The 20814-nt window shown below is 58.3% G+C and carries 17 protein-coding genes (1 of these 17 cut by a window edge); 9 read left to right on the top strand and 8 right to left on the bottom strand.

Going from position 1 to position 20814, the window contains the following annotated elements; translation table 11 throughout:
• Positions 1-250 precede the first annotated feature (250 nt).
• Together QPJ95_RS05275 and QPJ95_RS05270 are read right to left on the bottom strand one after the other, a co-directional pair.
• Complete coding sequence (locus QPJ95_RS05275) at positions 251-2077, bottom strand: methyl-accepting chemotaxis protein (RefSeq protein WP_270920828.1); 1827 nt, start codon at positions 2075-2077, stop codon at positions 251-253.
• A gap of 44 nt (positions 2078-2121) precedes the next feature.
• Entirely contained in the window at positions 2122-2700 is a 579-nt protein-coding gene (locus QPJ95_RS05270; RefSeq protein WP_270920827.1) for a hypothetical protein, read from the bottom strand.
• 257 nt (positions 2701-2957) lie between these two features.
• Between QPJ95_RS05270 and QPJ95_RS05265 the strand changes: the two genes are divergently transcribed.
• A complete protein-coding gene (locus QPJ95_RS05265; RefSeq protein WP_270920826.1) occupies positions 2958-3305 on the top strand; it encodes a RidA family protein in 348 nt (115 codons plus the stop codon).
• Between the two features lie 5 nt (positions 3306-3310).
• Here the strand turns inward: QPJ95_RS05265 and QPJ95_RS05260 are convergent, their stop codons facing one another.
• The 3 genes from QPJ95_RS05260 to QPJ95_RS05250 form a co-directional block, all read right to left on the bottom strand.
• A complete protein-coding gene (locus tag QPJ95_RS05260) occupies positions 3311-5515 on the bottom strand; it encodes a hybrid sensor histidine kinase/response regulator (RefSeq protein ID WP_270920825.1) in 2205 nt (734 codons plus the stop codon).
• On the bottom strand, positions 5512-6702 hold the full coding sequence (locus QPJ95_RS05255) for an FIST N-terminal domain-containing protein (RefSeq protein ID WP_270920824.1): 1191 nt from the start codon (positions 6700-6702) through the stop codon (positions 5512-5514). The genes QPJ95_RS05260 and QPJ95_RS05255 overlap by 4 nt, the downstream gene beginning before the upstream one ends.
• Positions 6703-6772: 70 nt before the next feature.
• Positions 6773-7465: a response regulator gene (locus tag QPJ95_RS05250; RefSeq protein ID WP_270920823.1), complete on the bottom strand. Its 693-nt coding sequence runs from the start codon at positions 7463-7465 to the stop codon at positions 6773-6775.
• A 216-nt stretch (positions 7466-7681) separates the two neighbouring features.
• Between QPJ95_RS05250 and QPJ95_RS05245 the strand changes: the two genes are divergently transcribed.
• The 3 genes from QPJ95_RS05245 (at position 7682) to fdhF (ending at position 13134) form a co-directional block, all read left to right on the top strand.
• On the top strand, positions 7682-8569 hold the full coding sequence (locus tag QPJ95_RS05245; protein ID WP_270920822.1) for a LysR family transcriptional regulator: 888 nt from the start codon (positions 7682-7684) through the stop codon (positions 8567-8569).
• 95 nt (positions 8570-8664) lie between these two features.
• Entirely contained in the window at positions 8665-10353 is a 1689-nt protein-coding gene (locus QPJ95_RS05240) for an NAD(P)H-dependent oxidoreductase subunit E (RefSeq protein WP_270920821.1), read from the top strand.
• Between the two features lie 3 nt (positions 10354-10356).
• Positions 10357-13134, top strand: a complete 2778-nt coding sequence (fdhF, locus tag QPJ95_RS05235; RefSeq protein ID WP_270920820.1) for a formate dehydrogenase subunit alpha — start codon at positions 10357-10359, stop codon at positions 13132-13134.
• A 99-nt stretch (positions 13135-13233) separates the two neighbouring features.
• Here the strand turns inward: fdhF and QPJ95_RS05230 are convergent, their stop codons facing one another.
• The 3 genes from QPJ95_RS05230 to QPJ95_RS05220 form a co-directional block, all read right to left on the bottom strand.
• Complete coding sequence (locus QPJ95_RS05230; protein ID WP_270920819.1) at positions 13234-14664, bottom strand: NAD-dependent succinate-semialdehyde dehydrogenase; 1431 nt, start codon at positions 14662-14664, stop codon at positions 13234-13236.
• Positions 14665-14768: 104 nt separating this feature from the next.
• Positions 14769-15713, bottom strand: coding sequence for a LysR substrate-binding domain-containing protein (locus QPJ95_RS05225; protein ID WP_270920818.1), 945 nt, complete (start codon positions 15711-15713; stop codon positions 14769-14771).
• Between the two features lie 9 nt (positions 15714-15722).
• Positions 15723-16514, bottom strand: coding sequence for an aspartate dehydrogenase (locus QPJ95_RS05220; RefSeq protein WP_270920817.1), 792 nt, complete (start codon positions 16512-16514; stop codon positions 15723-15725).
• A 157-nt stretch (positions 16515-16671) separates the two neighbouring features.
• On the opposite strand from QPJ95_RS05220, the gene QPJ95_RS05215 reads away from it, so the two are divergent.
• From QPJ95_RS05215 to QPJ95_RS05195, 5 genes are all read left to right on the top strand, one after another.
• Positions 16672-17625, top strand: coding sequence for a dihydrodipicolinate synthase family protein (locus QPJ95_RS05215; RefSeq protein ID WP_270920816.1), 954 nt, complete (start codon positions 16672-16674; stop codon positions 17623-17625).
• 166 nt (positions 17626-17791) lie between these two features.
• On the top strand, positions 17792-18352 hold the full coding sequence (locus QPJ95_RS05210; RefSeq protein ID WP_270920815.1) for a 3-hydroxyanthranilate 3,4-dioxygenase: 561 nt from the start codon (positions 17792-17794) through the stop codon (positions 18350-18352).
• Positions 18353-18381: 29 nt separating this feature from the next.
• The gene (locus QPJ95_RS05205) at positions 18382-19356 is read left to right on the top strand and encodes a TRAP transporter substrate-binding protein (RefSeq protein WP_270920814.1); all 975 of its coding nucleotides are present in this window, start codon (positions 18382-18384) and stop codon (positions 19354-19356) included.
• Between the two features lie 65 nt (positions 19357-19421).
• Positions 19422-19955 (top strand): TRAP transporter small permease, encoded by a 534-nt coding sequence (locus QPJ95_RS05200; RefSeq protein WP_270920813.1) that lies wholly within the window; start codon positions 19422-19424, stop codon positions 19953-19955.
• A protein-coding gene (locus QPJ95_RS05195; protein WP_270920812.1) for a TRAP transporter large permease crosses the window boundary here: on the top strand, positions 19952-20814 show its 5' portion. 397 nt of this gene lie beyond the right edge of the window; the window shows 863 of its 1260 coding nt (coding positions 1-863); its start codon is at positions 19952-19954; the stop codon falls past the right edge of the window. Before QPJ95_RS05200 ends, QPJ95_RS05195 begins: the two co-directional genes overlap by 4 nt.

Here is a 20814-nt window from a genome sequence, read left to right as displayed (position 1 = left end):
TTAAACAGGCTGCAAACGGGTCGAAAAAATAGGACCACCTCTGTTATGTTCTTCATAAATCAGGCCCGTGTGGGATCCAGAACTTGCCGGCGCAGATTTCTACAGGGCGTCAGACCTCTGATTAGACGCAAACCGCTTGATAAGCCGATCAACTGAGCTGTGTCTTTCAGGGCACACAGATAAAAAGCGCGGAGCTGTGAGGCTCCGTGCTTTTTTGGTCCTTGAGGGTCGGTTGGTCGCGGCCTGTTGGTTAGAAGTCTTCCCAGCCGGACACGCGGCGCGGTTCCGGGGTGTTAAAATCCGGTTCATGGGCAGAGAAATCAGCGATCTCCATTGACCCTGTTGGGACAGATTCAAAACGCCCTATAGTGCCGTCGTCATTACCGGTTTTGAACACCGATACCTGACGGGCCAGCTCGCTTGCGTCATTGCGCAGCAACTGGCTGGCGGCGGTGGATTCTTCGACCATGGCGGCGTTGTGCTGTGTCACCTGGTCCAGCTGCAACACACCCGAGTTAATTTCGGCCAGAGCGACCGACTGTTCTTCGGCGCCTGAGGCGATCCCCATGACGTGACTGGAAATGGTGCCGACGCTGTCGATGATCTTGCGCAACTCGTCGCCGGTGCGGCCAACAAGTTCGACGCCGTGCTTCACCTGCTGAGAGCTGTCGCTGATCAGCAGTTTGATTTCCTGCGCCGCGTCTGATGACCGCTGTGCCAAGGCCCGCACTTCGGAGGCAACCACAGCAAACCCACGGCCTGCTTCGCCTGCCCGTGCCGCCTCGACCCCGGCGTTGAGAGCCAGCAGGTTGGTTTGGAACGAGATATCGTCAATCACCGAAATGATCTGCGAGATCTTTCCGGATGATTTTTCAATCAACGACATGGCATCTACCGCTTCGCGCATGACTATTCCGCTCTGTTCTGCGGTGGTGCCGGCACTGGCGACGATGCTTTCAACTTCTTTTGCACCGGAGGCGGCAGATTTCACGCTGGCCGTCAGCTCATCCAGCGCGGCGGCGGTCTGTTCCAGTGTGGCCGCCTGACTTTCGGTGCGTTGGGAGAGGTCGTTGGACGATTGGTTGATCTCTTCAGAACTGCCACGGATTTTTTCCGAGTTGCCGATCACCGAGTCGATGATACCAACCAGGGTACTGATGGTGCGGTTGTAGTTTTCCCGCAGCACTTCGTAGTCGTCTGTGAAAGCCCGGTCGATCGTTTGGGTCAGATCCCCTTCGGAGAGCCGTTGCAGAGCGCTGGTCAGGGTGTCGACCACGCGGCTTTGCTCTTGTTGTGCGTGAACGCGATCATTCTCCACTTCGCGGGCCTGTGCCAGCTGGACTTTCAGGTTCTCGACGGTGCGTGCAATGGCACCGATTTCGTCACCACGTTCCAGGTGGATCGGGTCCTGATCTAACGTGCCATTGGCAATCTCGTCGATCAGGGTGCCGACCTCCTGAAGCGGCCGCGACAGAATGGCCCGCAGCAACAAGGTCGAAATGGCGCACATGATCAGAAATGCCACACCGGCCACCAGGTAAGTGATCATTTTGGCCTTGGCGAGCTCGGCAAAGGCCAGGTCTGGTGACCAGATGATGGCGACCGATCCGACAATGCTGTCGCCTTTGGCCCCTGCTGTGGCAGGCATTGCGATGTAATATCCGTTGCCAGTCGTTTCACCGGCCCCGGTTGCAAAGGAGGCCGCGGCAAGCGTTGCCAATTGACTGGCCTCGTCTTGGTCAGCGGCGCCCGAGGTTGCAATCACCTCGTTAGAGCTGTTGGTGGCGATGGCGTAAACAGCGCTACCATTGGATTCGTCCAGGATGCGATCCAGAGCAGCCTGCACGCCGCTGGCATCGCCAAACCGCATTGCGCCGCCATTGCGGGCGCCTGCGGCTTGGGTGATTTCTGACGCCAGGCCCAGAATGCCATCTTCAATGGCTTTGCTGACCATGCGCTGGGACTGAAACATCAAGATTGCAGCCACAATCAATGTCGTTGCGGTTATCAACAGAGTACATTTGATAAAAACCGACATACCGTTGAACACCGGAGTAAGTGGATTACGAAATTTCATGTGAATGCCTTATATGTTTGCAGCCCTAGCGAATTTGACCGAGTTTAAATCAGGGATTCAGCATCGATGCCGATGGTCATCGCGCCAATCGCCTGTCCCGTTGTCGGGTCGGTGATCGTCAGTGAAATCTGACCCTGATAGCTTTGGGTAGATTCATCCAATTCAACGTCCCCGAAGTGAACGGCGTCGGGGCCAACTCTGTAGGTCTGCGCGTGTTTGGCTTCATCGCCTTGCCACATGTCCGAGGTCATACTTGACGCGGCTACGTTTAGGCCGTGAGCATCCATGATGAAGACTTCGGTGACACGGCCGCCAGAGGCCACCACCTGGCTGCGCAGAAACTCAGCTGCGGCATTGTCCAGAACCGGAGTGATGGTTGGCGTTGATGCGGCCCCAATTTCCGCGCGCCAGGTCAGGTCCAGTTGGTCGATCATCCCCTGATCGTAATCACTGGTCCGCAGGTTCTGGGCGTTGATGGCATCCACCAGAATTGGTGCATGTGCCCAGGACTGGATTTCATTTTCCAGGTAGGCAGACATCGCAGGCGCATATTCATTTGCGGATACAGAAGTTGCAACCGCGGGCAGCATGACTGCCAAGACGGCAAGTGTAGTCGATTTCATTGGTCGTTCCCTTGTGTAGATACCTCTGAGTGAAAGAGGACGAGTCACATCTGGGTGCTGGAGCTTAAAGCCGCATTAAAGTACCGTAAATTAACTTCCACATTTTTATCGAAATTGGGCGGTCGGGGTGATGTGTGGTTGTTTTTGCTGAATTTTCACCGTTGCGCTTGTCTTATGGCGCTGTGGCGATTTATCAAAAGGCGATGTGAGTTGCCGCTGTCGGCGGCTCTCGATGTGAACATAGGGAAGGTATTAGAATGTCTGAAATTACGCGAACACACGTGGGGGCCCGGATGAGCCAGATTGTTGTGCATGGCGATACGATCTATTTGGCGGGGCAAGTTGGCACCGCCGGAGACAGCGTTGCCGATCAAACCCGCAGCTGTCTGGAGAAGATCGACACATTGCTGGGTGAAGCAGGTTCGGACAAGACGCGCATTCTGCAGACAACCATCTGGCTGGCCGATATGGCGGATTTTTCGGAGATGAATGCGGTCTGGGATAGCTGGGTGCCAGAGGGACACACCCCGGCGCGCGCCTGTGGCGAAGCAAAGCTGGCGCTTCCCGAATTCAAGGTCGAGTTTCTGGTGACAGCAGCCCGATAAGTTTTTCAGGCTTGGTCTGTTGGCAGGCGGCTGAGCAACAGCAGGCGCAAGTCGGATGGATTGATCGGCTTGTGCAGCAGATCTGCACCGATGCTTTTGCACAGCCTGGCCAGCTCGGGATTCCGGTTGGCGGTGATCAGACAAGCGGGCAGCGGCCCGTGTCGTTGCCTGAGCTGGGCAATGGCATCGCTGCCCAGCAGACCGTCATCCAGCTGGTAATCGGCAATCACCAGATCCGGGGCGATGTCCACTTTTTGCAGCAGCGACATCGCCTCGCGGGCGCTGGCACAGGCAAAGACGTCCAGCCCCCAAGCCTCGAGCGCGACGGTCAGGGCGCTGCGCAACCCGCTGTCGTTTTCGATCAGCAGCACAATGGCTGATGGCAAATCGGCTTGGCCGTGACCCTTGGTTGGGGTGGGGTCCACCGCGACCTGAGGGTTTGACAGCGGCAGAGTCACGGCAAACATGGTGTGGCCGGGCTGCGAGTGCAGCTGCAACGGATGATCTAGCAAGTCGCAGGCTCGCTTAACGATGGTCAGCCCCAGTCCCACACCTTCGGTTGGGCGCGACGGGGTGTTGAGGCGGTGAAATTCGTCGAAAATGCGCTGGTGCTGGTCGGCGGGGATACCGGGGCCGGTATCATGCACTTCGATTCGCACCACGTTGCCGCAGCGCCGGGCCCCCACTAATATTTTTCCGCTGCTGGTATAGCGCACCGCATTTGAGATCAGATTTTGCAGGATGCGGCGCAGGAAAGTGGCGTCGCTGCGCACCGTGGCGCCGGGCAGAACGATGCGAAAGTCGAGCCCCTTTTTCGCCGCCAGTGGTGCCAGCTCGTCGCTCAGCTGGCCCAGCATGTCCCCCAGCGCCACATCTGTCAGCTCAACAGCCACCTGGCCACTGTCCAGTTTGGATATATCGAGCAGGGCCCCGAGAATGTCTTCGACGCCTGCCAGCGCATTGGTCGCCTTGTCCAGATGGCTAAGCAATTCCGGGGTGTGGAGGCCTTCGGCCAGAGACGCCATATAGAGTTTGGCCGCCGACAGGGGCTGCATCAGATCATGGCTGGCGGCGGCGACAAAGCGGGATTTGGAGGCATTGGCGCGCTCGGCATCGCTCAAAGCCGCCTCCAGCTCCAGAGTGCGTTCAGCCACTCGGCGTTCCAGCGTCTCGTTGGCCACGACCAGCGCCTGCGCCGCAGCGCGTTCGGTGGTAATATCGGTGAACGATATGACAAACCCGCCGTCGGGCATCTGCTGGGCAAAGGCGGTCAGCGCACGCGCACCAATCAGCACCTCAAAGGACAGCGGCGCGCGCGTGTCCTTGCTGATCATCCAGGCGCGCAGCCGGGTCGCAGAATTGGCATCGGGAAACTGGCCGTGGTCGCGCAGAAACTGGTACAGCCGCTCGGCCCGGCTACCAATCGTCAAATGGTGCATCGGCAGGGTCAGCAACTCGCTGGCGCGTTGGTTGCTGCCCGCCAGCAGGTTGTGGGTGTCGAAGATGCAGACCCCCTGATCCAGGTGGTCCAGAGTGGCGCGGATCAGCCGGGCCTGATCGTCCAGCAACCGGTCCCTCTCGCGCCGTTCTAGCCGCATCATGTCGGTGACATCGGTCTGCAGGATCACGGTGCCGCCGTCACTGGTACGCTGCTCGCTGATCTGTAGCCAGCGCTGCCCGGCAATGCGCGAGTTGAAAACCGCGTGTTTTTCGCGATGATGCGACATCCGCCGTTTGGCCCATTGCGCAGGCGATACGCCGCTTGGCAGCGCCAGGAAGTGACTGCGCGAAACCAGCTGAACATAAGTTTTAAAGCGGAGCCCCGGTCGCAGCTGCGGGTGGACGTCGCGCATCCATTTGCCAAACCGGCTGTTGCACATCACCAGGGTGTCACTGGCATTGAACAGCGCAAAGCCGTCGTGGATGGTTTCAATTGCGTTGCTCAGATCGGCCCGCGCCGTTTCGGTGGCGGCATTGGCCTGCGCCAGCTGGCTATGGGTGAGGTTCAGCTGGTCCAGCGCCTGTTCCAGATCAAAGGTGCGATTGCGAACCTCCTCCTCTAGCAGCGCGGCGCGTTCGAACTGGGCATAGGCCAGCCCCGATTCCGAGGGGCTCTGCTCGGCCCGGCGCATCAGCGCCTCGGCGATCTTCAGCAGTTTCTGGTTCTGCCGCTGCAGACTGTCGGTGGCGATGATCAGGGTGTGGCTCATGTTTTGAGCCCGTTTTTGGGCCCGTTTTTGGGCCTGCCCAGTGGCATCTCTGGCGGATAGATTGCAACGCCTGTCAGGGTCTGGTTCACATGCATCGAATTCACCTGCTCGCCATAGGTGGAAAAGCCAAACACCCGGTTGGCGGACAAGAGGCGAGAGACCGCATAGTCTTGTTGCTTTTGCTCGGCGTCGATGCGGCGTAACAGGCAGTCACAGGCCAGCACCATATCGGGCGGCGTCGGAGTGCTCAGCTGGCGCATTTCCTGGTCCAGATGGCTCACCATGTCTTGTTGGTCGGCCAGCGCCAGCACCACGCCCTCGTCAATCGCCGAAAAGAACACCAATGCACCGTCTGGTGCCACCCGCTGGATGGCGCGCACATGGTGTTGATCGCCCAGGCGCACCAGCAGCGGGTGGGCGGCAAAGGTAAAGGTGGACAGTTGCTCGGGGTCCTTGCCCAGAACCCGGGCCAGCTCGCGGGCGGCGGGTTCGGCGTTGATCTCATGCACCCGCCGCTGTCCGGGCTCCGCCGCAGTGACCACCATGCGCGTGTCCGTCGGGATCAGATTGTCGGTCTTGAACACCTTGACCGGACAGCTGGACCGGATCTGAGCCAGTACTGCGGCATTGTCATGCGCCCTGCCGTCAAACAGAACCGAAGTGCGCTCAAAAGCGTCGCCATCTCCGGCCGAGCCACCAAACAATGGCACTGGCCCCAGACCCGCTGCCAGTTGCCCGGTCAGCGCATCCTCGCGGCGGGACAATCCATCAACCATCAGAAATGCAAATTCAGAGCTCCAGTCCGGCGCATCCTGCGCCATCTGATTGCGGTTCTGGATGATCTGGTCCAGGGCGGGCTGCACTTCGGCGCTCTCCAGATCCCGGATCAGGGTGCAGCGTGCGATGAAATGGGATTTGGGGAAGCCAATGGCAACAATGCCGCCTTTGCCATAGCCGTGCTGGGAAATCTCTCCGGCAGTGGTGCAGCCAATCACCGGCACCGGCGCAAACAGCTGACAGGTCTCAGCCGCGATCCGCGCGATGTCACCCTGCGGCGAGACAAACAGCACCACCAGCTCCAAATCCGCATTTGGCGGATCGGCTGCCTTCAGCGGCGGGCGGGATAATCCATGAAAGAGCATCATGGCGGCGCTGGGGTGACGGCAATCGACATGGGCTGTTCGCATCAGCCTGGGCGCGGTGTTAAAGGGATGTTGCAGAATGGATGGCCCCTGTTCTCTATGCCGGTAGGCTACCCTAGGCGCCGCCGCCACTGTTGGGCAAGGCCTGGTGGAAACCGGCATCCCCGGCCCGAAGAACCGCCTGAGTGCGGCTGTGAACGCCCAGTTTGCGCATGATGGCGGTGACATGCGCTTTGACCGTGGTCTCCGCGATTGTCAGGTCATAGGCGATCTGCTTGTTCAGTTTGCCCTCGCAGATGAGCCGCAGAATGCGTGTCTGCTGCTGGGTAAGGCTACGCACCCTTGCGGCCGCGTCACTGCCGGTTGGGGCTTTGACCGCTGGTAGCAGGATATACCCCGATGGCACAAAACGCTCGCCCCGTCGCAGCCCCTCCACTGCGGCCCGAAACACCTCGCGCTGGCTGTGCTTGGGGATAAACCCGGCGGCGCCTGCGTGCAGGGCCGCACTGATCACCCGGTTGTCCGCCATGGATGAAATCACCAATACCGGAGCCTTGCTCAGCCGCTTCAATTGCGTCAGCCCCTCCAGCCCCTGCACATCCGGCAGGTTCAGATCCAGCAGGATCAGGTCCGGCTGGTGCTGCAGCTGTAGCAGCGCGTCTTGCAGGCAGGGCGCGGTAAAGACCTCTTGCAGCCCGGCCACCGATTGCAGGGTCATCACCAGCGCATCGCAGAACAGCGGATGATCATCGATAATCAAGGCTGAGGTAAAAGGGATGGGGTCAGTTTTGGCTGCCAATGGCGTCATGCTGGGGGCTCCTTGCCAGGTCAGATTAGCAAACCATTCCGGATCGTCAAATCGCACCTGGATCGCAGGCGTGCCCGGGGAGGCTTCATCTGGCCATAAATATCCTCGGGGGTCCGGGGGCAGACAGCCCCCGGCGGCGGCCAGGGAGTCTTTCACCTGTTCATTTTGCCTCATCAGCGCCAAGATGCCCCTCAACACCGCGCGATGAGAGACCCCATGATCGAGTTGAAAGACCTGCAGCTGCTGGCCGCTCTGGCGCGGCACCAGCATTTTGCCAAAGCCGCGCAGGACTGCGGTATATCGCAACCGGCCTTTTCCATGCGCATTCGCAACATGGAAGACAAACTGGGGGTTTCCATCGTGCGGCGGGCCAACCGGTTTCAGGGCCTGACCGAAGAGGGCCAGATGATCCTGCGCCGCACCCGCGGAATTCTCGATGATGTCAAAGCGCTGGAACAGGAAATCGCCGCCAGCAGGGGAGAGGTGTCGGGGATTTTGGTGCTGGGCGTGGTGCCGACAGCGATGGCCTATGCCGCCCAGCTGGTTGTTCAGCTGCTGAGCTCTCATCCAAAAATCCTGCCGCGCATTGAATCCACCACCTCGCTGGCGATCCAGCGGCGGCTCTATGATGGAACCATCGACGCAGGCATCACCTATGATGATAGTTTGGGGCGTGATATGGTAACGCTGCAGCCGCTGTACGATGAAACCTATGTACTGCTGGCGCCTGAGCACATGGTGGCGGATTTTGAAGGCAATATCCGCTGGGCCGAGGCCGCAGAATTGCCCCTGTGCCTGCTGGACACTCAGATGCAGAACCGCCGAATTCTGGACCGGGTTTTTGGCGACCTGGGGCTGAAACCCCGCATCGTGTCAGAGGCCAATGGGTTCATGGCTGCGATGGTGATGGCCCGGCTTGGATCTGCCGCGACGATTGTACCGCGGGCCTTGGTTGATGCGTTGGGAAATCTGGGCGGCACCCGGGTGCTGGACCTGATCGACCCGGTTCAGGCGCGACCTATTTGTATCGCCACTTTGGACCGCACCCCCGAGCTGACCACGGTGCGGGCGCTGAAAGCACTGGTTGCCGGTTTCTCGCGATAAGATTTCGTTATCGTGCCATTCAATTTTCAAATTTGACGATACAGATTGCTGATGGCATTGCGCTGAGAAAAGACACCTGCGAATTGGAGATCATCATGGCCCCTTTGGATGACCGTAAAGGCGTTTGGAAATCCGGCAAAGGCAAAGGGCGCAAGACGCCTAAAGGCCGCCAGGTTGACGATACCGCACTGGAGCAGGTTCAGGCCTTGCTGGGTGAGCTACCGCGCAACCGGGATCTGTTGATCGAGTTTCTGCACTTGATCCAGGATGAGTACGGCCACCTGAGTGGCGCCCATATCCGTGCCCTGGCCGAAGTCTTGCGCACTGGTCAGGCCGAGATTTATGAGGTCGCCAGTTTTTACGCTCACTTTGATGTGGTGCGCGAGGGCGAAACACCGCCTCCCGCGCTGACCATTCGGGTCTGCGATTCCCTGTCCTGTGAGCTGGCAGGCGCCGAGCAGTTGCAGCAGGCGCTGAAAGACGGGCTGGACGAAAGCCAGGTCCGCGTCTTGCGCGCACCCTGCATGGGGCGCTGTGATACCGCGCCGGTGCTGGAAATCGGCCACAATCACATTGATCACGCCACGCCAGAAAAAGTGCAGGCAGCGATTGCGGCCAATGATACCCACGCGCATCTGCCAGCCTACGAAGGTTTCGATGCCTATGTGACCGGCGGTGGCTACGCCGTGTTGAAAGACTTGCGCGCCAATGGCGATTGGGAAGTGGTTCAGGCCAAGATCAAAGAGGCCGGTTTGCGCGGTCTGGGCGGCGCCGGATTCCCCTCGGGCACCAAATGGGGTTTTGTGCGTGCCAATGCGGGCCCGCGCTATCTGGCGGTGAACGGCGACGAGGGCGAACCCGGCACCTTCAAGGACCGCTACTACCTGGAACGCACGCCACATCTGTTCCTTGAGGGCATGCTGATCGCCGCCTGGGCTGTCGAAGCCGAGAAAGCCTTTATCTATATGCGCGACGAATATCCGGCGGTGCTGGAGATCCTCGCGACTGAAATCCGCGCACTTGAGGATGCTGGCATTGTTGAGCCGGGCTATATTGATCTGCGCCGTGGTGCTGGCGCCTATATCTGCGGCGAAGAAAGCGCGATGATCGAAAGCATCGAGGGCAAACGCGGCATGCCGCGCCATCGGCCGCCGTTTGTGGCGCAGGTGGGGATCTTTGGTCGCCCGACGCTGGTGCATAATGTTGAAACCCTGATGTGGGTTGCACGGATCAACCGCGAAGGGCCAGAATGTCTGAACGCGGTTGAAAAGAACGGCCGCAAGGGGCTGCGGTCCTATTCGGTATCAGGCCGGGTGAACAATCCCGGTGTCTATCTGCTGCCGGCCGGTTCCACCATCACCGACATCATCGAGACCTGTGGTGGCATGATCGAAGGTCACGCCTTCAAGGCCTATCAGCCGGGCGGGCCGTCCTCGGGGTTGTTGCCTGCCTCGATGCATGATGTGCCGCTGGATTTTGACACATTGCAACCACATGGCACCTTTATCGGCTCGGCTGCCGTGGTGGTGCTGTCGGATCAGGATTCTGCCCGTGACGCAGCGCTGAACATGCTGCGGTTCTTTGAGGATGAAAGCTGTGGCCAGTGTACCCCGTGCCGGGTGGGCTGCGAGAAGGCGGTCAAACTGATGAGCGCGCCAAAATGGGATCAGGGTCTGCTGGAAGAGCTGAGCGCCGCTATGGTTGATACTTCGATCTGCGGCTTGGGGCAGGCTGCGCCGAACCCGATCCGCCTGACCATCAAACATTTCCCGGATGAGGTATAAGCCATGAGCAACTCAATCACCTTTACCCTCGATGGCAAAGAAGTCACCGCTGAAGCGGGGCTGAGCATCTGGGAAGTCGCCAATGGCCGGGGTTTGATAATCCCACATCTGTGTCACAAGCCGGCGCCGGGCTATCGCCCCGACGGCAACTGCCGCGCCTGTATGGTCGAGATCGAGGGCGAACGCACTTTGGCGGCCTCCTGTATCCGCGAACCTGTCGAGGGCATGGTGGTCACCACCAATAACCCGCGCGCGACCAATGCCCGCAAGATGGTGATGGAACTACTGGTTGCCGACCAACCCAAACAGGAAGAGGCGCATGACAAGTCGAGCCACCTGTGGGACATGGCGGCGCTGAACGGGGTTTCGGACTCCCGCTTCCCGAAACTGGAAGCGGGTCGCATCCCGTTGCTGGACGACAGCCACGTCGCAATGTCGGTGAACCTGGATGCCTGTATCTCGTGCAACCTGTGTGTGCAGGCCTGTCGTGAGGTTCAGGTCAACGATGTGATCGGCATGGCCGGTCGTGGCCACGGTGCCTATCCGGTGTTTGATATTGCCGATCCGATGGGCGAGTCCTCTTGCGTGGCTTGCGGTGAATGCGTGCAGGCCTGTCCCACCGGGGCGCTGATGGCCACGGCGGTGCTGGACGATGCCGGTCAGGGCGATTCAAAAGATTTCGACACTGAGACCGAAACGGTCTGTCCGTTCTGCGGCGTCGGCTGCAAGGTCTCGCTGAAGGTCAAGGACGGCAAGGTCAAATCGGTTGAGGGCATCAATGGCCCGGCAAACGAGGGCCGTCTCTGCGTCAAGGGGCGCTTTGGCTTTGACTATATCCATCACCCGCACCGGCTGACCAAACCGCTGATCCGCCGCGATGATGCGCCTGCCAAGGGGCTGAACGTCGATCCCGGCAATCTGGGCACCCATTTCCGCGAAGCGACATGGGACGAGGCGCTGGATCTGGCCGCCAAAGGGCTGGTCGATCTGAAGGAGACCCACGGCGGCCGTTCGGTTGCCGGCTTTGGCTCGGCCAAATGCACCAACGAAGAGGCCTATCTGTTCCAGAAGTTCATCCGTCAGGGATTCAAGCACAACAACGTCGATCACTGTACCCGGTTGTGCCACGCCTCATCCGTGGCGGCACTGATGGAGAACGTTGGATCTGGTGCGGTGACGGCCACCTTCAATCAGATCGAAAATTCGGACGTGGCGATCATCATCGGTTCAAACCCGATTGAAAACCACCCGGTTGCGGCGACCTATTTCAAACAGTTCACCAAACGCGGTGGCAAGCTGATTGTGATGGACCCGCGCGGTGTGGGCATGCGGCGGTTCGCCACCGAGATGGTGCAGTTCCGTCCCGGCGCCGATGTGTCGATGCTGAACGCGATCATGAATGTGATCGTCGAAGAAGGCCTGTATGATCAGGCCTATATCGAAAAATACACCGAGAACTGGGAGGCTCAGAAAGCCCATCTGGCGCCGTTCACCCCTGAGGCCATGTCGGAGATTTGTGGCGTGTCGCCGGACCAGCTGCGCCGCGTCGCCCGGATCTATGCCAATGGCAAAGCGTCGCTGATCTTCTGGGGCATGGGCATTTCGCAGCACATCCACGGCACCGACAATTCGCGCTGCCTGATCTCATTGGCGCTGATGACTGGCAATGTCGGCAAACCCGGCGCTGGTCTGCACCCGCTGCGGGGGCAGAACAACGTGCAGGGGGCCTCCGATGCTGGTCTGGTGCCGATGTTCCTGCCGGATTATCAATCGGTGATGGATGACGGTATCCGCAAGGCGTTCACCGATGTCTGGGGCAGCGATGACTTCTCGAACGAGAAGGGGCTGACCGTCACCGAGATCGTTGATCAGGTCTATGCGGGCAATATCAAGGGGATGTATATTCAGGGCGAAAACCCGGCAATGTCAGACCCGGATGTGGAACATGCCCGCGATGCCTTTGCCAAGCTGGAGCTACTGGTGGTGCAGGATATCTTCCTGACCGAAACCGCCAACTATGCCGATATCATCCTGCCGGCCTCGACGCTGTATGAAAAGAACGGCACCGTGTCCAATACCAACCGTCAGGTGCAGCGGGTTCGCCCCGCCGTGGCACCTCCGGGTGAGGCGCGGGAAGACTGGGCGATCACCACCGATCTGGCGCAGCGGATTGGGCTGAACTGGGGTTACACGGATGTGAGCGAAGTCTTCAACGAGATGAAGCTCAACATGAAGTCGCTGAACAACATCACCTGGGAGCGGTTGAAGACGGAGACGATTACCTATCCGTCGCTGACCCCGACAGACCCCGGTCAGGCGATTGTGTTTGGCGATGGTTTCCCACGGGCCGATGGCCGCGCCAAGTTCACTCCGGCCAGCGTGATTGCGCCGGATGAGGCACCGGATGCCGAATATCCGATGATCATGACCACCGGTCGTCAGCTGGAGCACTGGCACACCGGCTCGATGACCCGTCGGTCGCTGGTGCTGGATGCGGTCGAACCGGAGGCGAACTGTTCGCTCAATCCCAAAACCTTGCGCCAGATGGGGGTCGAGCCGGGTGAGATGGTGCGACTGACCACCCGGCGTGGCTCTATCGAGATCATGGCGCGGGCGGACCGGGCGATCGCCGAGGATATGGTGTTTGTGCCCTTTGCCTATGTTGAGGCGGCGGCCAATGTTCTGACCAACCCGGCGATTGACCCCTACGGCAAGATCCCCGAGTTCAAATTCGCAGCGGTGCGGATTGAAAAAGTCGAGGGTCAGATTGCAGCCGAGTGAGCTGTACTACGGTTTGATGAAACAGGGCGGGCGCGGAGCATAATGCTCCGCGCCCGCGTCTTTGGTGGCGCCGCGCTGACGCGCGGCGCGGCGCCTGGCTCACGCGATGTCCGCTGAATGCCAGACATTCTTAATCGTCATGTAGTTATCCAAACCTTCGGTGCCACCTTCGCGGCCATAGCCACTGGATTTGACGCCGCCAAAAGGCGTCTCCGGCATCGACGCTTCAAGAGTGTTGATCGACAAGTTGCCGACTTCGACAGTGTCGATCATGTGGTCGATATAGTCGGCCCGATTGGTGAAGGCATAACCCGCCAGACCATATGGCACCGAATTTGCCTGTTGAATGGCGTTCTCCAGACATGAAACCGGGTTGATGACAGCAATCGGACCAAAGGGTTCTTCTTGCATGATATGTGCGTGATCCGGAACGTTTGTCAGAACTGTTGGCTGGAAGAAATAGCCTGTGGTGCCGTGCCGTGCGCCACCGGTCCTTACCTCGGCCCCCGCAGCGCGGGCGTTCTCGACCTGTTGCGTCAGTGCAGGAACCCGGCGTTCATTGGCCAGCGGACCCATCTCTACCCCATCATCCATACCATTGCCGACCACGGTGGCAGCGGCACGTTCAACAAATTTCTCGGTAAAGCTGTCAAAGATGCTTTCATGCACGAAAAACCGTGTGGGCGAGGTGCAGACCTGTCCGGCGTTGCGCATCTTTCGCATGGCGCCGCTGATGGCGGCCTTTTCCACATCGGTATCTTCGCAGACGATCACCGGCGCATGGCCGCCCAATTCCATTAGGACGGGGGTCATATGCTGCGCGGCCAATGTGGTCAAATGACGCCCCACTGCGGTAGATCCAGTGAAGGCCACAAGGCGAACAGAGCTCTGTGGGATCAGGTGATCAGAAATTTCCGAGGGGGTGCCAAACACCAGGTTCAGAACCCCAGCAGGCAACCCGGCCTCTGCAAAGGCGCGCACAATGTGGATGGCGCCAGCAGGGGTTTCCTCAGCCGCCTTGAGGATGATTGAACATCCCGCAGCCAACGCCCCGCCGATTTTACGCGCAGGTTGGCTCAGCGGGAAATTCCACGGCGAGAAAGCGGCTACGACGCCAATGGGTTGGTGGTGAACGGTGAATTTCTGACCGCGCGCTGCGGGGATTACCCTGCCGTAGGTTCGCATCGCTTCGCCGGCATCCCACTCAAAAAACTCGGCACCGCGGATGACTTCTTGGCGCGCCTGGGGCAATGGTTTCCCATGTTCAGCAGTGATCGCCAGCGCGATCTCGTCCTGACGGGCACGCAGTATTGCGGCGGCCCGCAGAATGGTATCAGCGCGATCACGTGGCGCGGTTTTGCTCCAGAGTTGAAACCCCTTTTCAGCGGCCTCTAATGCGTCATCCAGGTCTTTCTTCTCAGCATGTGGCAACCGCCCGATCTCTTCTTCGGTTGCGGGGTTCACCACCGGCATATCTCGCGCGGTTTTGCGCCACTTGCCGCCGATAAACAGTTCCAGATTAGGGTACATGAGCCACGCGCCTCCTTAATTGTATTCCTGCAGATCATAAAAATTCGGCCCCTTCTTCAAGTGAATTAGCCGAATACAGGTATAAGAAAGCGGAATATCTGAAGCTACATTCCCTGTGCCGTGTGATGCAGTGCCTGCAAAAAGGCGCGTCCGGCAGGCGATAGACTCTCGTTGCCTCGGTACGACAGGCCCACAGGTCCGGCGCCAAAGGGAACGGCCCAGTTCAGCCGCTTTAACAACCCGTTTGCGACGTCCTCGGCAGCAACATGCGCAGGCATCAGACTGACCAGATTGCGGGACCGCAAAAGCGCGCGATTGGTAAGATATGATACCGATTCAACAAAGTGAGGCGGCGCATATTGCGCCTGGCTGACAAAGAACTGATCCACCTGTCTGCGAAGCGTCGTCTCTAAGGGGGGCAATATCCAACCAAAGGGCTTGATTTTCTCAAAGGACACCGACGGCTCACTGGCCAGCGGATGTTGATTGCCGACAACCGCATGGATGCGTTCATCGTATAGCGTTTCCTGGGTAATTTTGTCCCTGTGGCGCTGCGATGGAAGACGCCCCACCACCATATCAATCTCACCTGACAGCAAGGCAGGCATCAGAACCTCATTGGTTCCTTCCGTTATTTTTATCGCAACTTTCGGCCGTTCCGTTAACAGGATCTCGATCGCCCCGGGCAACAAGCTGGGAGAGGCGGCCAGCAGGGTGCCAATGACCACACGGCCACTGCTGCCCTCGTTCAGATCATCCAACTCCTGTGCAGCGCTTGAAACCTGAGCAAAAATCAGTTTTCCGTGACGGATCAAGGTATCGCCGAATACCGTCGGGATGACACCGCGATTGGTGCGCTGAAACAGCGTGACCTCGAAATCCAGCTCAAGATCCTGGATCATCTTGGTGGCCGCAGGCTGCGACACACCCAACTCGCGCGCCGCATTTTGAATGTTACCGTGGCGGCCGACGGCGACAAGCAGCCGCAGTTGCCGCAGCTTTAGTCGGCTAAGAGCACGATCTACAATTCGGGAGTGTTTGGCTGCCATGGTGAATGTTTACAACATAATAGGGTTGGTGAGTTGCTCTAGCTTACTGACCACACTCATGGCTGCCAGCGCAGAACTGCGTGGGTTGTCAGGCAAAGATTTGCCTCGGATCTGGAATTGAAAGCTGCCAAAATCACCGATCGCTTCAATCTCGTGGATATTCTCTGAGATGGCGGCATCTGCAATCAGCTTCACGCTTGTTTTCTCAAACCCCAGCCCTGCCAGTGCCACCGCTGCGGCAACATTGGCGTTCTTGGGGTAAGCTAGGGCTGCTTCGCGTGCTGATCCCTCAAAATGGACGGCGGCGCCGGTGGTCATGGCCTCAAGGTCAAGCACCTGTTCGGCAGGCGATCCGACCCATCCTATGGGTGGCTTTCGCCCCACATAGGTGACGCTTGCCAATTGTCCGGTTCGCGCCGCCTGCAGGCAATCCAGAGCGCCAATCGCGCCGCTTGCAAGATGAAGCTTGGCGTTGCCCTGCAGGGCGGAGTCCTGCAATTTGTCATACAGTTTCTGGTCGGCCAAAGCGCCAATGGAAACCGTGATCAGATTGGTGCCGCGTCGCAAAATATCTGCGCCATAGGCCGACAAAGCACTGTGTCCGGCGCAGTCGATCATCAGATCAAGATCGTCCGGCAATTCGCCGACCGAGTAGACATGATGGTCGCCCCCGTGTTCTTCACCGTGTTCCCGCCGCCGTTCTGGCCGCAGCAAGACCGCGCCAAGGCTATGGTTGGATGACGCAATATGCTCTCTCACATGGCGCGCGATCGCCCCGTTGCCGATAATTCCTACAATCATTGCCGCCTCCGTTTGACAGATGCTGTGTAGCTTTAACTCAGATTGAGTTGCTATAGTTTTTTTTGATACCTGAATTGGCTGTTTGGAATTGGTCGTTGCGACGGTTTGCGCGCAGAAAGGCGGCAAAGACCGCCGACACTCATATAAGGTTCACGCCATGAAATACTCAAAATCCGAGGCCAAAGAATACGCCCGTGAGACGATGCGCGGCATTTGGGCGGCTGCCCTGAATCCGTTTCACCCCGATGGCTCGCTGAACGAGGCAGGCCTGCGCAGCAACATCCGCCACTGGATTGATGATCTGGAAATTCAGGGGCTGTTCATTGCCGGCAAGCAGGGCGAATTTTTCTCCTTGAGCCTTGAAGAACGCAAGCGCAATATGACGCTTGCGGTTGACGAATGTGGCGACAAAGCCGGCACAATCATGTCGATCTCGGATCAGAACGTGAATACGGTGCTTGAGCTGGGCCAGCATGCTCAGGACTGCGGCGCCGATTATGTGGTGGTGCATGCGCCGGTTCTCAGCTTCTGCAGCGACCGAAACGAAGTTCTGTTCAATTACTACAAGTACCTGTGTGACCGTCTGGATATTGGCATCGCCATGTGGAGCCATCCGGACAGCGGTTACCTGATGGAGCCGGAAACCTGTGCGCGTATCGCTGAGTTGCCAAACATCATGGCGATCAAATATTCAGTGCCACGAGAGATGTATAAACGGCTGAGCCATATGATTGGCGACAAAATCCATGTTTCAACATCCGCCGAGGATGATTGGTTGGAGAACATCGAGGAGCTGGACTGGAAGCTCTACCTCTGTTCATCGCCGCCCTATCAGCTGCAGACGAAACACGACAAGCGGATGCACGAATACACCCAATTGGCGTTTCAGGGGAATTTCACCGAAGCCCGCAGGGTGCGCGACAGCCTGAACCCTGTTCGCCAGGCGATCAAAAGCACCAAGCCGGGTGGCAAGCCCACGGCGCATGGCAAATATTGGCAAGAGCTGCTGGGGCAGGTCGGCGGGGCGGTTCGCCATCCAATGCTGGAGCTGACAGAGGCTGAAAAAGAGTCCGTTCGAGCCGCGTTTGAGGGATGTGGTCTGAAGCTGTAACCGCGCGCCGGACAGGGACCCGCAATGCTTGTCCGGTGGCAATCAAATCTCGGATGTCGGCGTTTCCAATCTGGTCTCGATATAAGATTTTCCGATATCTACTTGCCGCAATACTCTTTGCTGTTATGGCCAAAATCTCTCAGGGTTTGGCGAACAGGAGGGTCCCATGAATTTGCATCCAACACTGACACCGTTCAATTTCCAGAAATGGGTTGAAGACAATCAGGACAAACTGAAGCCACCGGTCAACAATCAATTGCTGCACAAAGAAGGCGATATGATTGTCATGGTTGTTGGCGGCCCCAACACGCGCGTCGATTTTCACGATGACCCGGTCGAGGAATGGTTTTTTCAGATCAAGGGCGACATGGTCATTAAGATCGCAGACGGCGGCAAGATCTATGACGTTCCGGTGCGTGAGGGCGAAGTATTCCTGATGCCTCCGCATACCATCCACGCGCCTCAGCGGCCAAATGAGGGTCTGGGAATTGTGGTGGAAGCGCCGCGTCAACCCGGCATGATGGAAGGCTTTGAATGGCACTGTTTCAACTGTGAAACACGGGTGCATCGCGTTGAGGTATCGCTGGGAGAGCCACAAGGCATCGTGACCGCGCTTCCGAAAATCTATGACGCGTTCCACAACGACATGGCTGCGCGGACCTGTCCCGAATGCGGCACCATCCACCCCGGCAAAGGCAAGCCGCCCGAAGGCTGGGTCCAAACTTAGATTTGCAACAAAAGATATAAGGGAATGCTATGAAAAACATCGCAAGAGCACTGGTTTCGACCGCAATGATCGCCGGATCAGCAATCGCTGCGCAGGCTGACGAATTCCGGTTGGGATTGATCACACCTCCGCCGCATATCTGGACCAAGGCGGCCGAAGCCTTTGGTGCGGAGCTGGCTGAAAAAAGCGGCGGCGCACATAGCGTTTCAGTCTTTCCAGCCCGCCAGCTTGGCAATGAGGCCGAGATGCTGCAGCAGCTTCAGACCGGGGCGCTGGATATGGCCTTTATGACGGTTGCCGAAGTTTCAAACCGTGCCCCCAACCTCGGCGCGTTCTATGCGCCCTATCTGGCCAATGATATTGCCCATGCCGGGCGTATTCTGCGGTCTGACACGGCCAAATCCATGCTCAGCCCGCTGCCGGGTCAGGTCGGGGTGGTTGGTGTTGGTTATGGTATGGCGGGGCTGCGCCAGATCGTGAGCCGCGGCGACGTGAGCAGCATGGCGGATCTCGAAGGTCGCAAATTGCGGATCACTCCGTTTGCACCGATTCTGGATTTTTACAAAGCTGTTGGCGCCGCGCCAACGCCGATGCCGCTGCCTTCGGTGTATGACGCGCTGGCAAATGGTCAGGTTGATGCCATTGATATGGACGCCGAGCTGATCTGGGTGCTGAAATATTATGAGCACGCAGATACAATCCTGCAGTCCGATCATATGATGTTCCCGATGGTGGGTCTTGTATCGGCACGGGTCTGGGCGGGCCTGTCAGAGCAGGATCGTGCGATGATTGGCGACTTGATGGCCAGTCATGTCGATAGCACCATCGACAGCTATATTGAGAAAGAAGCCGGCTGGCTGCAACAGATCAAGGACACCGGCAAAACCTTTACCAAGGTCGATGCCTCCTTCTTTGGCGATGTCATCGACGAATGGAACGTCGCTTGGGAGCAGAAGTCAGAGTCGCTTGGCGACCTGCGTACAACGGCTTCGGAAACCCGGTAACAAACAAAACTATGACTGAAGGACGCGGGTCAATCCTGCGTCCTTTTTTTGGGGGAGGGGGGTATATGCTCTATCAGCTATCACGATCTTGGGCGAAACTGGAGCTTTGGTGTTCGGCTTTTCTGGCATTAATGATTACCCTCTTGATCCTGTTGAACGTGGTGACCCGCTATCTTGGCGCGGCACTGTTCTGGGTCGACGAACTGGCCATCTACGCGATGGTCTGGATGACATTTTTTGGCGCTTCGGCGGCAATGCACTACCGAACATCGGTCTCAATAACCTTGCTCACTGACGCGGTGCCCCCAGCGGTCAAGGTCATCATCGAAAAACTGGTTGATCTGATCGTGTTCGCCTTTGCAATTGCCGTGGTGTGGTTTTGCTGGCGCTGGTTCTCGCCGCTTGAGCTGGTCCGGGCCGGGTTTGACACGGTGGCGTTTCAGGGCGCGACGTTCAATTTCATCTATGCTGAGCCGACTTCGACGCTTGGCCTGCCGAAATATATGTTCTGGTCGGTGATGTGGTTCTTTGCTTTCGGGGCGACGTTTCATTCCGCTGTGCACCTGTTGTGCTGGCCGGTTCGGGAGGCAGAGCAATGACTGCGATCGTTTTCCTTGCCACATTAATCCTGTCGGTCCCGGTGGCCATCGTCCTTGTCATCGCCGCTGTTTGGTACATTTGGGAGAGCGGCAATACGGTGCTCTATGACAGTATCGCCCTGAAAATGTTTGGTGGGCTGGAAAACTACGGCCTGCTGGCAATTCCGCTGTTTATGCTCACAGGAGAGTTGATGAACGAAGGCGGTATGACAAAGCGGCTGATCAATGCAGCACGGGTTTTTGTCGGCGGCTTTCGCGGTGGTCTGGCCTATATCAACCTTTTGGCCAATATGTTCATGGCTGCGATCATTGGCTCTGCCACGGCGCAGATCGCGGTTATGTCGCGGGCCATGGTGCCAGCCATGGAGGAAGAGGGCTACGACAAGGGATTTGCCGCCGCCACAACGGCTGCGGGTGGGCTGCTTGCCCCGGTTATCCCGCCCTCAATGATGTTTGTGATTTACGGCGTGTTGGCGCAAATCCCCATTGGCGAAATGTTCATGGCCGGAATTATCCCCGGTTTGCTTTTGGCCTCGTCCTTCGCCCTGGTTATTACTGCCATCGGCTGGGTCCACCAATTTCCCAAAGGCAGCTGGCTAACCCGCAGGGAGGCTGCCAGCGCCCTTCGCGACGCCCTGCCGGCCCTGCTGATCCCCTTCTCGATCATTGGTGGCATTCTGTTTGGCATCGCCACACCAACCGAATCCGCTGCCATCGCGTCTCTGATCGCCTTTCTTGTTGGCTGGCTGTTTTATGGCGAGTTGAAGCCATCGCATCTGGGCGAGATGTTCAAGCGCACCGCCGCCAACGCTTCGATGATCATCTTCATGATTGCCGCGGCCAGTGTGTTTGGTTGGGT

Origin of the sequence: Parasedimentitalea psychrophila, assembly GCF_030285785.1 — a bacterium.
Taxonomy (GTDB): domain Bacteria; phylum Pseudomonadota; class Alphaproteobacteria; order Rhodobacterales; family Rhodobacteraceae; genus Parasedimentitalea; species Parasedimentitalea psychrophila.
Note: the sequence above shows the minus strand (reverse complement) of the source record. Positions and strands in the feature narration are given on the sequence as shown.

Bases quoted from the DNA above. Each gene is read 5' to 3' on its own strand.
- QPJ95_RS05200 (WP_270920813.1), top strand. From the start codon at position 19,422: ATGCTCTATCAGCTATCACGATCTTGGGCGAAACTGGAGCTTTGGTGT.
- QPJ95_RS05250 (WP_270920823.1), bottom strand. From the start codon at position 7,465: ATGACGCCATTGGCAGCCAAAACTGACCCCATCCCTTTTACCTCAGCC.
- QPJ95_RS05240 (WP_270920821.1), top strand. From the start codon at position 8,665: ATGGCCCCTTTGGATGACCGTAAAGGCGTTTGGAAATCCGGCAAAGGC.
- QPJ95_RS05210 (WP_270920815.1), top strand. From the start codon at position 17,792: ATGAATTTGCATCCAACACTGACACCGTTCAATTTCCAGAAATGGGTT.
- fdhF (WP_270920820.1), top strand. From the start codon at position 10,357: ATGAGCAACTCAATCACCTTTACCCTCGATGGCAAAGAAGTCACCGCT.
- QPJ95_RS05255 (WP_270920824.1), bottom strand. From the start codon at position 6,702: ATGCGAACAGCCCATGTCGATTGCCGTCACCCCAGCGCCGCCATGATG.
- QPJ95_RS05270 (WP_270920827.1), bottom strand. From the start codon at position 2,700: ATGAAATCGACTACACTTGCCGTCTTGGCAGTCATGCTGCCCGCGGTT.
- QPJ95_RS05260 (WP_270920825.1), bottom strand. From the start codon at position 5,515: ATGAGCCACACCCTGATCATCGCCACCGACAGTCTGCAGCGGCAGAAC.
- QPJ95_RS05230 (WP_270920819.1), bottom strand. From the start codon at position 14,664: ATGTACCCTAATCTGGAACTGTTTATCGGCGGCAAGTGGCGCAAAACC.
- QPJ95_RS05220 (WP_270920817.1), bottom strand. From the start codon at position 16,514: ATGATTGTAGGAATTATCGGCAACGGGGCGATCGCGCGCCATGTGAGA.
- QPJ95_RS05225 (WP_270920818.1), bottom strand. From the start codon at position 15,713: ATGGCAGCCAAACACTCCCGAATTGTAGATCGTGCTCTTAGCCGACTA.
- QPJ95_RS05215 (WP_270920816.1), top strand. From the start codon at position 16,672: ATGAAATACTCAAAATCCGAGGCCAAAGAATACGCCCGTGAGACGATG.
- QPJ95_RS05265 (WP_270920826.1), top strand. From the start codon at position 2,958: ATGTCTGAAATTACGCGAACACACGTGGGGGCCCGGATGAGCCAGATT.
- QPJ95_RS05245 (WP_270920822.1), top strand. From the start codon at position 7,682: ATGATCGAGTTGAAAGACCTGCAGCTGCTGGCCGCTCTGGCGCGGCAC.
- QPJ95_RS05205 (WP_270920814.1), top strand. From the start codon at position 18,382: ATGAAAAACATCGCAAGAGCACTGGTTTCGACCGCAATGATCGCCGGA.
- QPJ95_RS05275 (WP_270920828.1), bottom strand. From the start codon at position 2,077: ATGAAATTTCGTAATCCACTTACTCCGGTGTTCAACGGTATGTCGGTT.